Origin of the sequence: Mycoplasma sp. ATU-Cv-508 (genome assembly GCF_004011945.1) — a bacterium.
Taxonomy (GTDB): domain Bacteria; phylum Bacillota_I; class Bacilli_A; order Mycoplasmatales; family Metamycoplasmataceae; genus RYZV01.
Window position 1 is genome coordinate 29,528 of the sequence record NZ_RYZU01000001.1, and the last position, 14,023, is coordinate 43,550.

General features: G+C 42.6%; 15 protein-coding genes and 2 pseudogenes. All 17 read right to left on the reverse strand.

Annotation, left to right across the window (positions count from 1 at the left end; translation table 4 throughout):
* The 17 genes and pseudogenes from CSH31_RS00210 to CSH31_RS04250 all read right to left on the reverse strand — a co-directional run bounded on the left by CSH31_RS00210 (position 1) and on the right by CSH31_RS04250 (position 14,007).
* Positions 1–1,170, reverse strand: a complete 1,170-nt coding sequence (locus tag CSH31_RS00210) for an ABC transporter permease (RefSeq protein ID WP_128008385.1) — start codon at positions 1,168–1,170, stop codon at positions 1–3.
* Positions 1,170–1,898 (reverse strand): ABC transporter permease, encoded by a 729-nt coding sequence (locus tag CSH31_RS00215; RefSeq protein ID WP_161565590.1) that lies wholly within the window; start codon positions 1,896–1,898, stop codon positions 1,170–1,172. Before CSH31_RS00215 ends, CSH31_RS00210 begins: the two co-directional genes overlap by 1 nt.
* The gene (locus CSH31_RS04245; protein WP_161565591.1) at positions 1,849–2,220 is read right to left on the reverse strand and encodes a hypothetical protein; all 372 of its coding nucleotides are present in this window, start codon (positions 2,218–2,220) and stop codon (positions 1,849–1,851) included. Before CSH31_RS04245 ends, CSH31_RS00215 begins: the two co-directional genes overlap by 50 nt.
* Entirely contained in the window at positions 2,220–2,942 is a 723-nt protein-coding gene (locus CSH31_RS00220) for a hypothetical protein (protein WP_128008387.1), read from the reverse strand. Before CSH31_RS00220 ends, CSH31_RS04245 begins: the two co-directional genes overlap by 1 nt.
* A 17-nt stretch (positions 2,943–2,959) precedes the next feature.
* Entirely contained in the window at positions 2,960–4,987 is a 2,028-nt protein-coding gene (locus CSH31_RS00225) for an OppA family ABC transporter substrate-binding lipoprotein (RefSeq protein WP_128008388.1), read from the reverse strand.
* Positions 4,988–5,099: 112 nt separating this feature from the next.
* Positions 5,100–5,607 (reverse strand): annotated as a pseudogene (locus CSH31_RS00230) (adenine phosphoribosyltransferase).
* A 77-nt stretch (positions 5,608–5,684) separates the two neighbouring features.
* On the reverse strand, positions 5,685–6,212 hold the full coding sequence (locus CSH31_RS00235; RefSeq protein WP_128008389.1) for a GTPase: 528 nt from the start codon (positions 6,210–6,212) through the stop codon (positions 5,685–5,687).
* A gap of 10 nt (positions 6,213–6,222) precedes the next feature.
* A complete protein-coding gene (locus tag CSH31_RS00240; protein ID WP_128008390.1) occupies positions 6,223–6,417 on the reverse strand; it encodes a hypothetical protein in 195 nt (64 codons plus the stop codon).
* On the reverse strand, positions 6,417–7,064 hold the full coding sequence (locus CSH31_RS00245; RefSeq protein WP_236630673.1) for an energy-coupling factor transporter transmembrane component T: 648 nt from the start codon (positions 7,062–7,064) through the stop codon (positions 6,417–6,419). The genes CSH31_RS00240 and CSH31_RS00245 overlap by 1 nt, the downstream gene beginning before the upstream one ends.
* Positions 7,046–8,113, reverse strand: a complete 1,068-nt coding sequence (locus CSH31_RS00250; protein ID WP_236630674.1) for an ATP-binding cassette domain-containing protein — start codon at positions 8,111–8,113, stop codon at positions 7,046–7,048. Before CSH31_RS00250 ends, CSH31_RS00245 begins: the two co-directional genes overlap by 19 nt.
* A pseudogene (locus CSH31_RS00255) lies at positions 8,104–8,906 on the reverse strand (energy-coupling factor transporter ATPase). The gene CSH31_RS00250 and the pseudogene CSH31_RS00255 overlap by 10 nt, the downstream one beginning before the upstream one ends.
* A gap of 213 nt (positions 8,907–9,119) precedes the next feature.
* Entirely contained in the window at positions 9,120–9,491 is a 372-nt protein-coding gene (locus tag CSH31_RS00260) for a phosphoribosyltransferase family protein (RefSeq protein WP_345775148.1), read from the reverse strand.
* 331 nt (positions 9,492–9,822) lie between these two features.
* Positions 9,823–10,032: a hypothetical protein gene (locus CSH31_RS00265; protein ID WP_128008391.1), complete on the reverse strand. Its 210-nt coding sequence runs from the start codon at positions 10,030–10,032 to the stop codon at positions 9,823–9,825.
* 85 nt (positions 10,033–10,117) lie between these two features.
* On the reverse strand, positions 10,118–10,654 hold the full coding sequence (locus CSH31_RS00270) for a hypothetical protein (protein WP_128008392.1): 537 nt from the start codon (positions 10,652–10,654) through the stop codon (positions 10,118–10,120).
* Positions 10,655–10,699: 45 nt separating this feature from the next.
* The gene (locus CSH31_RS00275) at positions 10,700–11,536 is read right to left on the reverse strand and encodes a hypothetical protein (RefSeq protein WP_128008393.1); all 837 of its coding nucleotides are present in this window, start codon (positions 11,534–11,536) and stop codon (positions 10,700–10,702) included.
* Entirely contained in the window at positions 11,526–13,805 is a 2,280-nt protein-coding gene (locus CSH31_RS00280; protein WP_161565592.1) for a lipoprotein 17-related variable surface protein, read from the reverse strand. Before CSH31_RS00280 ends, CSH31_RS00275 begins: the two co-directional genes overlap by 11 nt.
* 37 nt (positions 13,806–13,842) lie before the next feature.
* Positions 13,843–14,007 carry a hypothetical protein gene (locus CSH31_RS04250; protein WP_161565593.1) on the reverse strand — a complete coding sequence of 55 codons (165 nt, stop codon included), beginning with the start codon at positions 14,005–14,007 and terminating at the stop codon, positions 13,843–13,845.
* Positions 14,008–14,023 lie beyond the last annotated feature (16 nt).

The following is a 14,023-nucleotide window of genomic DNA, read 5'->3' on the forward strand; positions in this document are numbered from 1 at the left end:
TTACCTCGTAGTCCGCGGGTCAAAAGCGTCATGGAGTCCGTTAGCAACTAACTGCATAGAGATGGTAATCGTCAAAATTACCATCGTCGGAGCGAGTAAATACCACCAGTGCTCAATGTAACCTTTGGCGTCGTTAATTAAATTGCCAAGCGTGGCGCGCTGGATTGACGGTGCAAGACCTAAAAATGCTAGGGCGGCCTCGGTAAAAATAACGGCCGGAATTCTTAAAACTACCCCGACTAGCAGTTTACCCAAAATGTTAGGTAGAGCGTGGTAAAAAATGAGTCCGCCTTGACTAACTCCGATTGATTCGGCCGCTTTAATGTATTCAGAGTCTTTGACTTTGATGATGAAAACGCGCGTTCGAGCCACGGGCGCAGTTCACCCCACGACCACAAGAGCTAAAAACATAGTTCAAAAACTCGGCGGGAAAATAAACATTAAAACGATGAACCAAATGATGGCTGGCACCGAACTAATTACTTCAATAATTCGCATCAAAAAGTTGTCAACTCGACTCCCAGCGTGAAAGCCAATGTAAGCTCCGACCACGATTCCAATTGTAGCTTCCACTAAAGCGACCATTAAACCAAGTAGCAAAGACTGACGGGTGCCGATTCAAAGTCTTGTTCAAATGTCTCGGCCAACCGCATCTGAGCCAAGAATTAAGTTGTGATTGGTGCCATCTAAGTTGTTTAGATAGCTCCAAGGGTTATAACTAACGTACATCTCTCCAGAGGGTCCGACGTGGATGTACCTTTGTAAGTCGTTAGCGTCAATAATTCCTTCGTTAATTAAATCTTGCAAAAAGGAATCGTCGCTGCCAGTGATGGTTTTGATGTTTTGACCGCCGTTTAGTCAGTTGGGCGGCAGAAATGAGATTAACCCTGACTTACCGTTTGAAATCGCTCCCATTTCGGAATATTGCGAGGTAAAAGGCACGATCAGAGCCATGAGCACAATTGCAGTTAAAACGATTAAAGCGATCGTCGCGTAGGGGTTAAAGAAAAACCGTTTTAAAACTTGCTTGACGTTAGTGGTCGGTTGACCGGGCACCTCGGCCAAAGTTTGACTAATTTGACTCGGAGGAGCAAGTTTAAGTTGTTTAGGATCAAAATCACAAGTGCTAAAGTCAAACCGGAGATTAGGATCTTTTTGCTGACGAGCCATTATTTATCTCCTTCCAGCGTTTCGTAAGCACGCGAAACACCAATTTTTTGGTTGGATTTACGTTGGCGACGAGCTCTTAAATAACGAATTATTCGCAGATCGGTGGCTGACGCGTATTTGATGCGCGGATCAAGCCACAAGTAAACCATGTCGGTAATAATGCCGAGCAGCAGACCGAGCGATACAAAGAAAAGTGTGTTAAACATGACCACGTTATATTCGGCGTCTTTAACCGCGTTGACAATGATTTGGGAACTGCCGGGAATTTGAAAAAAAGTTTCGATCACGATTGAACCGGCTAACAGAGCGGAAAACGAAGGCACGATAATTGACACAAGCGGAATCGCCACGTTACGCGCCACGTGCTTTTTAAACACTTGCCACTCATCCAGTCCCTTTGAACGAGCGATCATGACTTGGTTTGAGTTAAGCACCGAAACGATTTCGTTGCGGGTGTAGTAGGTGTAAATGGCCAGCGATGAAAGACTCATGACCGCGATTGGAATCATCAAAGAGATAATCATTTGCTTATAGCCGCCGTTTTCAGGCTTGACAAAAGCAGTCGGTCAATTGAGAGCGCCACCTAGCGCCAGCGCAAGCGCGGCCAAAATAAACGCCGGGACGCCTGAGAAGAAAATCACGAAAACGTTAATTAACGCATCAACTCAAGTTCCGCGTTTATAGCCAGCCAAAGCCCCGAGCAAAAAGCCAAAAAATATCGCCAGCAAAAACGCCGGGACGGTTATCCAAAGCGTGTAACGGAGCGGCCCGAAAAATAAAACTGGAATCGATTCAACTCCAACGTCTTTGTAAATTTTGCCAAACCCGCGCCCAGTAAAAATATCGCGAACGTAAATCAAAAAAACGCGTCCCAACCGGTTTATCCAATCCGGCACTCGCAAGCGCCGCTTCGTAATCAGCGGTTGAATCATAAGCGAGCGGATCGATTGGCGACGAGTTAGTTAAACTCATCAAAAAGTAAACGATAACAGTGATCGCCAGAAGAGCAAAGGCGGCTAACAAAAGACGTTTTAAAAAAAACTTGAGCATTAGTTAACCTCGTAATCTTGGAGATAGACAACCCCATTTTTAAGACCGGTACCAATTAGTCAAGGTTGTCAAACTTTGGCAATCGGTTTTTGTTTGTTAGGCAACCCAATCGCTTGGGTTCCAAAGTAGTTACCAACTAAACTCATGTACTCGCTGAAAATGCTGACAAAATACTGTTCTTCAACTTCTTGTTGAATTTCAAAGTCAAGTTTGGCGATCAGATTTTGAAACTTCTGACGTGCTTGGTCAACCAAAAGACGATCGCTCGCAGGCAACTTTTGGTAAGCCTGGACGTCTAAAAGCGAATCACCAATTAAACTGTGGGAGCTCAAACTAGTTTCCTTAGCGTTAGTAAAGTTGTTCGCTTGGTTTGGACTCTTGAAGACGTTAATTAATTCAGGTCGATTTTCAAACTGCTGACTAATGGTAGAAGTTATCCGGTCCGACAAGCGTTTGCCGTAGTCAACGAGCGTTGGCGTGCTTTCGGCCAGGTTTGATTTAAGACTAGCTAGGGCCAAGCCTTGGATTCCAAAACGCTCCCGGGATAGACCCGTCAGCCAAGTTCCAGCTCCGGCGTAGTCGGGTGACCAGCCGTGGAAAGAGTACCACGTTCCTTGTCCCAGCAAATAGTTGCGCAAAATATCAACGTTATTGTATATCTCTAACTTAGGTTTTAACTGCGGATTTAGCATTTTTAAAACGTCCACGAATTGTTCAAGCATTTGAGTGCCGCTCGCATCTACTTGGGGAAAGCGGTTGGTAAAAGTTCACTCAATTGACTTTGATTGATCCGGTCCAATACCGCCTGAATTGTGCGTTGAATCGCGGGCTGAATTTTTTCAAAAACCGCCGACTTGAGACTCTCTTGCAGCGAAGATGTTTGCTGGTAAACTTGCTTGTTTTGCTCCATGCTCACGGTATTTTTCTCTAACGAAAAGTTGTCAGAACCTAGTTCGTAGTAAGTTAACCGGTTAAGTTCACCGCGGTAGTCGTAAAAAGTTCGCGGTTTTTCAGAGTCAGAGTTTTGAGCGTTAATAGGTGCATCTGGCGGTAAAGGCGGATACCACGGCTCAGTTTGGTCAAGTTTGGACATGGTCCGGTTTTGAGTGTACCAGTTAATAGCTGCCATGATTTGACTTCGAAAAGCAACGGCGGTCGGTTTTAAATAATCACCTAGTTGCATTTTTCCCTGGTCAATGTTAGAAAGAGACGTGCCAAACCAAAGTTGAGCAAAGTTGTCGTTAAAGTGGTAATTGCTTAATTCAGGAAAAGGTAAAGCGATCGGAAACATGTCACCCACAAAACGGTTGTCAATTTGTGAATCAACGTAGCGAAGACCAAATTTTTCCGGTTCTTTTTTAATGTCAAAAATCTTGTTGGAAGCAAGATCATTAAGTTCTAGACTGAAAACACGCCCGTGACGGTACTGTTCAAACATTGATTGAGCAAAAATTTTGTTATCGCTCTGGGGTGAGTAATCAAAAATGATGTTTTTGACCGTTTGATCGCTTTTGACAAAGCGTTTGTCCCAGTAGTGCGGGTTGAGATCGTACTCCACTTGAAACTGGTTATTTTTTTTGACATAGTAAGGTCCAATGTAAAGAGTGTTATTCCAATCGGTTCCGTAAGTAAAAACGCCGTATTTGCGAACGTTAATCTCAGAACTGACAATCGCCGGGTCTTGTTTATCTGGCACGACAAGCGATGCGCCGTTACCACTTACATAATTAACTTTGCTGGCGTAGTCTTGGATGTAACCCGAAGGGGCCGGAATAAATTCTTGAGCGTCTAAAAACTTTTTAAAGAACTGCCCAAAATTGGGTTTCACAGTTGAATTTTTAGCTTGAATGGAAACTGTCGGTTGTCCTTCAAAATCGCCTATCAAAGCCGCGTTTCTTCGCCCAGGCAAAGGGGTAACTAGTTCAATTAGATTTTTCACGCCAAAAATATCGTAAAGATAATTGTTTGAAAAGCCGCCTGTGACTGAAGCCAAAGGACGAAAGCGACCGATGACAGAAGCTTGCCGCGACTGCTCGCTCCAACGCTGGCTTCACTTTTGCTGGTCTTGACCCGGCGGCAAAACCCCGTAGCCGCCAAAGGGGTTACTAATGTCAACCGGAGCGTGACGTCAGTTGTTGTTAGTTAAACCAGTTCGGTAAACTCCGTAAAGTCAGTCAAGAGCTTGGAGGTAGTAAATTTCGCCCGTCGGGCTAGTCGCTGCCTGACCAAGGTGATTGACCCACGGAACGTTGGTACGAACAACAAAATCAAGCGCCAAAGTATTAGGACTTTCGAGTGCCTGGCGAAAAAAATCGGAGTTGATTGAGTTTTTTAACTGCGCATCGTCAACGTCACTATCAAACACCAAGTTGGTGTTAGTTTGGCGAACCACAACTTTGGAAGCTAGTTCCAGCTTCAAAAACTGGCTAAAACGGTGCTCAGAAGGTTTGAGATTTAAATTAAAATCTTCGTCAACTGGTTGCGAAAGATCGACCACTCGGGCGTTCTCTCCTCGCGAAGAACTGCGAACAAGTTGACCAGCTACCAGCGGAGAATGGAGGTCGTTAGAACTAATCGACCCGTAGGAGAATGATTTGTCAAAGCGGTACCAAGAGTTGGCATTGACGCTGTTAATCACAGTCCGCAAGTTGTTTTTTACCACCGACTGGTCGGGCAAACCGTAAGCGATGCCGAGTCCGGCGGCACCTAGGAGCGCGGTTGTGGCAAAAAACCCGGCCCCTAGTCTTAATCATCCTTTGTAAGTCATGACACCGCCTAAAAATTAACAGTCATTACCTGTGGTAATGTTGATTTAAACACCAACCAATTAATAATCCAAGCAATTATAGCATGAACGGAATCAAATTGACAGTTAAGGACTAGTACTGGATTAACGAATGAGTACTAATTCCGTGGTACTTTTGACGACCTTTTAGGTGGACTAACTCAACCACAAAAAGAACGCCAATTACCTTCGCACCGTGTTTTTCAATCAAATCAACGATTGCCCTTGTTGTTCCGCCCGTAGCAAGCAGATCGTCAATGATGACCACCTTTTGTCCCGGTCTAATCGCATCGCGCTGAATTTCTAACGTGGTTTTGTTGTACTCAAGTTGGTAAGTTTTGCGAAAAAACTGGGCCGGGAAGTTTGCCAGCTTTACGAACCATTACAAAAGGTTTTTTTAAGATCGCAGATACTGGCGTGGCAAAAATGAAACCGCGCGCGTCAGGACCAACAATTACGTCAGCTTCGCGGGCAAAATCGGCTAACTTGTGCACCGTGTAATGAAGCGCTGGACCGTTGGCTAAAAGCGGCGAAATGTCACGGAAATCAATTCCCGGTTCCGGAAAATCTGGGAAAGTTCGGATGAATTTTTTTAAATCCACGTCAGTCATTTTATCTTAATCTAGCATTAAACCAGTTAAGTTTTGAATCCATTTGAAAAAGCTTTGGTAAGTTCGACTTAAGTCAACTTGACCTTCTTTTGGTAAAAACCCCGGTTTTTGGCGTACTGAATTAAATTCTGATTAACCTCGTTTTCTGTTTGAGCCGGAGTTAAATCCAAAGATTTGATTTTGTCGGGGTAAAGTTTTGAAATTAACTGGTAAGCATTGAAAAAAGCACTTTTTTGGTCAACGGCTTTGGTGCCAACTAAACCCAAGACTGCTAGTTTGGTTGCTGTTAAGTAGTCGGAAGTTTCAGGCCACAAAACGCCGGGGTTATCAAATATTCAAGCCCACTTAGTTTTGAGCACTTGACGTCCGCGCGTCTTACCTGCTAAACGTGCCACTGGCGCGCTCGCTCGGCCCACTAGGGTGTTAATTAAACGGGACTTGCCCACGTTTGGTAAACCGACCACAAAAATTTTGGGTAGGCCTATTGATTTAACTTTCAAGACTCGCTGGATCTGACGACTAATTTGCTTTGCTGCTTGAGGATCGTCTAAATCAACTGCTAACCAAGGCGCTATTTGGTTAAGTTCATTTTCCATTTTTGCAAGCTTAACAAGGTCGCTCTGGTGTTTCCGAGTTAAAACTAAAAGTTGAGGTTTTTTTGCCAATTAAATCAACTAAATGATGGTTAAAACTAGTGCGCGGAATTCGGGAGTCTAGGACATTAATAAAAAGGTCAACGTCTTTTTTGACCTCATCAATTTGGCGTTTAGTCTTAGCCATGTGGCCAGGGTACCACTGCATTAGCTCATCCAAGTCGGAATCGGAATTTGACCGTTTAAAAACATCACAACCAAAGCAATCATACCTGCGTAAAAAATTACCACTAAGTAATCGGTCCAGCGAGGCACGTACACCCGGTAACGAGAGCGTTTTTCGTAAGGATCGTAACCGCGGGTTTCCATCGCATAAGCTAAGTCATCGGCCTTAGTAAAGGCAGAAACAAAGAGCGGGATAATTAGCGTAATGAGCGACTTGGCCTTGGTTTTTAAGTTACCGTTTTTAAAGTCCACACCGCGCGAGGCTTGGGCTTTCATAATCCGCTGGGCTTCTTCTAACAGAGTGGGAATAAACCGGAGCGCAATGGCAATTATTAAAGCGATAATGTGAACTTTAATTCGGACAAGACGGAGCGGGAAAAGCACGTCCTCAATCGCGCGCGTCAGCGCCATCGGCGAAGTTGTGGCAGTTAAAAGAGTTGTGGTCAAAATCATGATGTAAATTCTGATCATGATTAGAAGCGACAACTGAATTGCCCGGTCTGATAAAGTAAACTTTCACCAGGAGCCATAAGTTTGACCAACATGTCCGGTTTTACCTAGAATGAAAAGATTAATCACGAAAATAAACAGACCAATCGCGAAAACTGGTTTTAAAGAACTGAGCAACAAACTTTTGCGCAAATGCGAAAAAGAAACGCGACAAAAATTGGCACTAAGAAAATCGTTTGCATAATCAAACTACTAGTTAAAAACACCAAAACGATTAGCAAAATGTTAATTAGGAGTTTGACGCGCGGGTCAAGCCGGTGAACAAAGGAATTGCCAGGGATGTATTTACCAATTGTGACGCTATTCATGCTTTTTCCCCGGGCGAGTTTAATTCTTCGAACCAGTTGACTTAAATCGCTGACGCGACCAATTTTTAAACCACAACTTTCTAACTGACCAACTAGCGAAACCAGTTTAGGCGGTTCTAATTCGTTTTCAATTAAAAAAGCGTGGTCATAAAGTACGTCCAACGTATTACCGTCGCGAGCAACTTGGCCGTGGCGTAACACTATTGTCCGTTTGACGTAGGACAAAACTTTGTCTAGATCGTGAGTTACGACTACGATAGTTTTTCCTTTGGCATTGAGTTGCTTAAAAATGCCGTACATTTCCCGACTACCCTCTGGATCAAGACCAGCAGTTGGTTCATCAAAAATCAAAATGTCAGGTTCCATCGCTAAAATACCTGCTAGCGCTACTCGGCGCTTTTGACCTCCGGAAAGAGCAAAGGGACTGCGCTGCAAATATTCCTCGGGCAGACCAACTAGTTTAATGTACTCCTTGGCCAGCGCTTGTGCTCGGGGTAAAGGAACGCCCATGTTGCGCGGACCGAAAATAATGTCCTTTTCAATCGTTTCCTCAAAAAAGTTGGTACTCAGCAAACTGAAAAACAACTCCGACACGTTTACGGATCGAATTGATATTTTGATTTTAGCCGGTCGTCGTCGACCACCTTCAATCACTATTTCTCCAATCGCGACTCGACCGCGAGTTGGCCGGAGAAGTCCGTTTAAATGTTCGATCAAAGTGGTTTTACCCGAACCAGTGTGACCGATGATAGCGATAAACTCGCCCAAACTAAACGTAACTGAAACGTTTTTAAGGGCGGTGAACTCGCTAATTGTACCTAACGCGTAAGTGTGGGAGAGATCGGTCGTTTTTATTTGCATAAATTCTCCAGCAGTTGGTTTTTTGAAAAAGTCGGTGGAGTGATGTCTGGTCCAAGCGCGCTAGCTACGCGGTAGATAAAAGGGCTCTCAATTTTAGCTTGCTCAATAATTTTCTGGTTGGACAAAATTGCGTGGGGATCGCCTTTGGCAATCACCTTTCCGCCGGCTAAAACGATAATTTCGTCGGCTAAAACTGCTTCATCATGTCGTGAGTAACCACGATTAAAGTTTTGCCATCGTCTTTTTTCAACTCTTCCATAATTTCCAAAACTTCGCGTTTTCCCTTCGGGTCAAGCATGGAGGTGACTTCGTCAAAAACGACGATTTTTGGATCAATTGCCAAAGTAGCCGCGATAGCGACGCGCTGTTTCTGCCCGCCGGACAAGTTTTGCGGTTCTTTGCTTAAGTGGTCAATCATGTTAACTTTTTTAGCGTACTTATGAACCTTTTCGTGCATTACTTGACGCGGTAAAAGTTTGTTTTCCAAACCAAAAGCGATGTCATCTTCAACTGTAGCGCCGATGAATTGGTTTTCCGGATTTTGGAAAACCATTCCGATTCGAGACCGGATTTTCTTAAGGTTTTTGCGCGAGAGCAAAATGTCATCAACTCAAACTTCGCCGCTGGTAGGCGGAGCAAGCCCGACAAGAATTTTAGATAAGGTTGACTTGCCTGAACCATTGTGTCCAACAATAGCGGTGTACTTGCCAGATTTAATGTGTAAAGTTACTCCATCAAGGGCGTAACCACCGGCTTGTGCGTACTTAAAACGCAAGTTTTGAACCTTGATCATAGCAGTGATAATTATACAATAAAAATGACTTAAAATTTCTATAAGGAGTCGAATTTAGACTGGTCAAAAACACCGATGTAAGGTAATTACGCAGCTTTTCCTTGACGTCTAAACCAAACCCAGCGTAAAAAAGATTTGGAGCATCAAACCCGAAAACATCTGCTTCAATGGGCGCGGTTCGTTTGCTTTTTTTATCTAGCAAAGTCATAATTTTTAACGTTTTGGTTGGCGGGTTTTCAGTAACTCTACGATTTTAAACAGCGTTTGGCCAGAGTCAATAATTTCTTCAATGATTAAAACATCTTTGCCGTGAATATCGCTGTGTAAATCCATCACTACCTTAACTTGACCAGTGCTAGACATGCCACCGGCAAAAGAGCTGACTGTCATGAAATCCATCACGTGGTCAACGCGGATGTGCTTAATTAATTCGGCTAAAAATGGAATTGAACCTTTGAGTAGTCCCACTAAAACTAAATTAGAACTTTCGCGGTAATTTTGATCGATCCACAACGCCAACTCCTGACACTTTTTCACGATTTGTCTATTCGTATAAATGACTTGGGAAGATGCGGGGTCAACCATTAATTGCTTTTGTTTAGTCACTTTTTTTCCTTGGCAAACTAATTTTTAACTGCAACAATTTTTACTTGGTACTTTTGTCGACCATCGACTTCCACTACGTCTCCCTTGTGTTTACTAAAACCGCCTGAGCTAGCGGCGATTCATAAGAGACTTTGACAAGCGGCTGACTAAATGGGTCGGCTTCCAAAGTACCACGATCTTATACGACTGGCGCGATCCGTTTTTTAAATGTTCCAAAACCAATTCGCAACCGATTCTAACTTCTTCATTTTTTGATTTAGTAGAGTGTGAAGCACCAGTTGTTAGAATTTGTGAATTGTCTAAAATGGCGTTAATTTCCGAATGCGATCTTCAATTTTGCCTTGCCTCTCGCGGCAACGCTGTACTCAGCGTTTTCCGACAAGTCGCCTAAACCACGAGCATCACGAATTTCCACTATTACGCGCGGTCTTTCTACTTCCACTAAGTGTTTGAGTTCCTCTTCAAGTCGTTTTTTACCTTCGCGGGTAATGAGGTTTTTTTGTTTAGGTGGTTCAATCATTTTGGCTCCATGGCAAATGTTTAAACTACATTCTAACTCAACTTCTCTAAACCAAGGCAAAAATTATTTTATCGGGCGATTAAGACTACGCCGTGGCCAACTTTTTCGTAACTAATTCGTAAATTTTGGTTTTTACAAAAATTGATCAAGAGCTTGTTTTTTGGATTTTGTCGTTTTTGCCATGGGCGATAAAAATCATTCCTTCCGCGCTAAGCTTGGGCAGCATCTGCTCCAGTTTAGCCACCACCTCAGAGTTGCTTTTGAGAAGCAAAAAAGCGAAGTTATCGGCTACGATTTTTTGCCGGGCAATTTTTTCCAGCGAAGTTTGTTCGTAAGTTCCTTCAAAACCAGCCACGCAAGATGTGCGGTAGCTATTGCGCATAATTGTGGCCACTGCGAAAACTAGTTGCTCATCTTGCAGCGGATCAGAGGCATCTTTTTTAAGTTGGCTAATAATTTGACCGTGGCTCGGGTCTTCAAAGGCTCTCTGGTAAGTGAGTAGGTTTTCTTGACTAGCGTATTTCCTTCGCAAAAATTTAATTCTTAAAATCGTAAAAAGCGCGCTAGCAAAAGCGACTAAAAAAGCAATTCCTAACGAAACAATTAAAAATACTCTCAGCACTAAACGCCACCTTTATTTTTCAAATTATAGATGAACTGAGCGGATTTAAAAAACCAGCGGTTGCGGTTGCAAGGCATTAAATCCATCTTTGTTTTGGAAACATTTTTTTAAACTCCAGTCACGATTAGACAACGCGGTAATAAATTTCCAAACTTTTTCACCTTTGTGAACTATTGGAGCTTCTGTTATGTTTATTACGCTAGGTTTTTTTCAATTATGTGTTCTAATTGGAACATTGTAAAACAGCACAGGACGGAATTTTCCAACTGCGTAGTATCCGTCTTTTTTTTGCGCTCTTGGGTATTCTTCCCAACTAACTCTTTCAAAAAGAACCGTGATACCTAGTCCAGCTAAGTGGGCGATGAGTTCAATTCACTCGTCACCAAACTTATGGCTTTGACCTTTTTGGTCGAAGCGATTGCCAATCAAAATATTGTTGAGAGTGTTAGCACGTAAGATGCGTTCTTTCCGGTCCATGGTGAAGCGGAAATCTGTAAGTTCTAGGACTTGTCGGTAAAAGTATCTTAGAATGGATGGGTTAAAAAACCCATCTGTCTCCTTACCTTTAGTTAGATTCGGGTCCATGGCCTTTTCTTTAGGGCTGCGGTGTACAACGACTTCAATGCGGTGGCAATTACCGCTGCATTCTAACATTTGGGCTCCAAGTTTGTCTTTGACAATGCCGGTAAAAAGTCGAAATTTTAGAAAGTCTCGCTCTAAAACTTGTTGCATGTAGTCCGATAAATCGTATGGAAGTTTGACTCCAAACTCTAGATTTTGGTCAATTAAGTAAAGATCTGACTCGTCTTTGCCTTTTTCGGGAATTCCTCTTTTGTAAGGAAAAACAACCGGAATGTTGTCACTCGGTGAACTAGCGATCATTTCCAATCCGACCGTGAAAAAACATGGTGTTGTGGGAAGGTAGGTAGCGCAGAAATTTAAAGTACAATCGAGCGCTAGCAAATAGGTCTCTGGTGCTTGGATCAGAGTTTTTTCACAAATGTTCGTAGTCAATCGGAACTTTGTTTCACGGTGAGAAATGGTTAAACTTACCAATTTTTTTAAGTCAACCGGCAACATTGCCTCTCGTTTCGTACCTAAATCAGAGTGTGTTTTCACCCTCGTTTTTTCCTCATTCGCCTTGTCGAGCGAATTTGTCAAGTAAATCACGCTTTTTATTTTCTCGCAAATATTCGGGGTGAAATTCGGGTAATGATTCGTGCCCGTACATCTCTGAAAGGACTCCGCGTAGATGGCCAAAATCTTTCGGACCTCGCAGTCCCGAGTAATCAACATCTTTAGCATGGGGAATTTGTTCAGGAAAATCTCACTTCAAAAACTCGTGTTTTTGTAGTTCCTTGGTAACGACCTTAATTACATCGTCTTTAGTTTTGAATCCCGTAACTAACTTGAAAAAACTCCTGTGTTGAGCTATAACTTCGCGTGGTTGAAGATTTTCATCGTCCAACTTACGTTTGTTAAAATAGTCGCTTTCAGGACCTTGAAGACCAGTTAAAAATTGAAAATGAAGGGCAGGCGAGTGGTAACTTTTAGGATCTTGGTTGCTCTTTCAATCCACGTCTAAAATGATCATTTTGTGGGATCCTATTCGCGGACCATCTTTCAGAACATCACCTAAACCAGTCAATTTTTTAAATTCCGAAACGCGCGTCAAACCAGGTTTAGTTTTTTCCAGTGCTTTGATTAGTGAGAGAGCAATTCCCTTGGAACTAGTTTTTAGTGCGTAGTTTATTTGTCCGCTTCAATATTCGACCATTTTCTGGAAGTTTTGTTCAAAAGTTTGAAAACCACCAATCACGATCGTGTTTGGCAAAGAAATTTTTTGGTCAACGAAACTGATTAAAGGTTGAACTCGAATGCTTCCGTTAAAGTAGACATGGTCTGGTCTTTCAACCACTTTGAAAATTAACTTGTAGTCTTTGTCAACGTCAGCAAGTCATTGCCTAATAAGCGACGCTTTTTTAACTAAATTCAAATCTTCCCAAGCAATTTCCTGACCATTTTGGTAACCAGCATGGTTACCAATAAAATTTATGTTGTTAGAGGTATTGTCAAAAGCGGGCAACTGCTTAGTTTTTTGCTCAGAGAGTTTGCTAATTTGAGTGTCAAAGTAAAAGTCGCGGAAAAAGTTATGCATCTGACCCGGTATTAACCGGCGAGCTGCTTCGCGTTCAGAATCATTTCAAAACCCATCTACCTCAATTTTCTTACTTTGCATTTCTCCGCCGCTTGAAACAAGTGCGTTTAGATGGACTATACCCAACCTATTGTCCACTCCCCGAACCATCAAATCGACTCCAAAAATATCTAGTCTTAAATCAAAAGGTGCTATCCCCAGATCGCGATAGTCGTAAATTCGTCCTTCCTCAAAATCGGTCGCTAATTTTCGCTTGAGTTGAGTTGTTAACTGAGCTGGAATCGACTCAATAACATCGCGGATCATTTTGCCAGCCATTGTCAAAAAACCAGTAACTTCAAAAGTCAGTTTTTGGCTGGCCTGTCCGAAACTAATTTGCAAATCAACTAGTAGCAAATTGTTTGTCACCAACGGCTTGACCGAAATTCACTCTAACTTTACCCCATCCAAATCATCGGGCAATCGAATTGAAAATTCATCCAAATTGTTCTTAACGTCTTCGACTGAAATTTTTGCAATGTCATACTCGTAAAAAGCGGATTTGTTAGTGATTTTAACCGCTATTTTTCCTTCATCATTTTGAGCGTTGTTAAGTTTGCGGATTGAATTTACCTTTTCAACTAATACTTTTTCTTCGTACTGGCTAAGAGTCATCAAATTTTCCAAAGTGTACTTTTTAACCACATGAGAACCGTCTTTGTCCAATTCTAAAATGAGCGTTAACAAACCTCTATGATCGTCAACTTCATTAACGATCATTTTGTAACCAACTCCTTTTCTTGATTGGTAATCAAGTTCAGGTAAATTCAAATCGGCAAAAGTTACCAACTGCTTGACTGATCCGACTTGACTAGGCAATCGATCTGCTAGTTTAGCTCTTGATAAGTGCTTGACGAAAATTTCAAAAACTTTTTCCAGCAGTTCTTCTAAAGTTCCGTATCCCTTGACAACTATCTCGCGCGATCGCTGGGCGTGGTCGCTTTTAACAGTCACTAAAATAATCGCTTGACCCAGGTTATCGTCTAGTGATTTAAGAGTAACTTTTACTTCTACGTCTTCCCTGGTTTGTGTTTGGTAGTGGATCTAAACCTAAATCTTGCCAATTAACTGAGTTGCCTGGATAAACGCCCAGGGCGCTAGGTAGTCGATCTTTTAAACTAGTTTTGGTACGATTTTCTTCGATTCAAGTCAACAACTGATCAAGTTGAGGC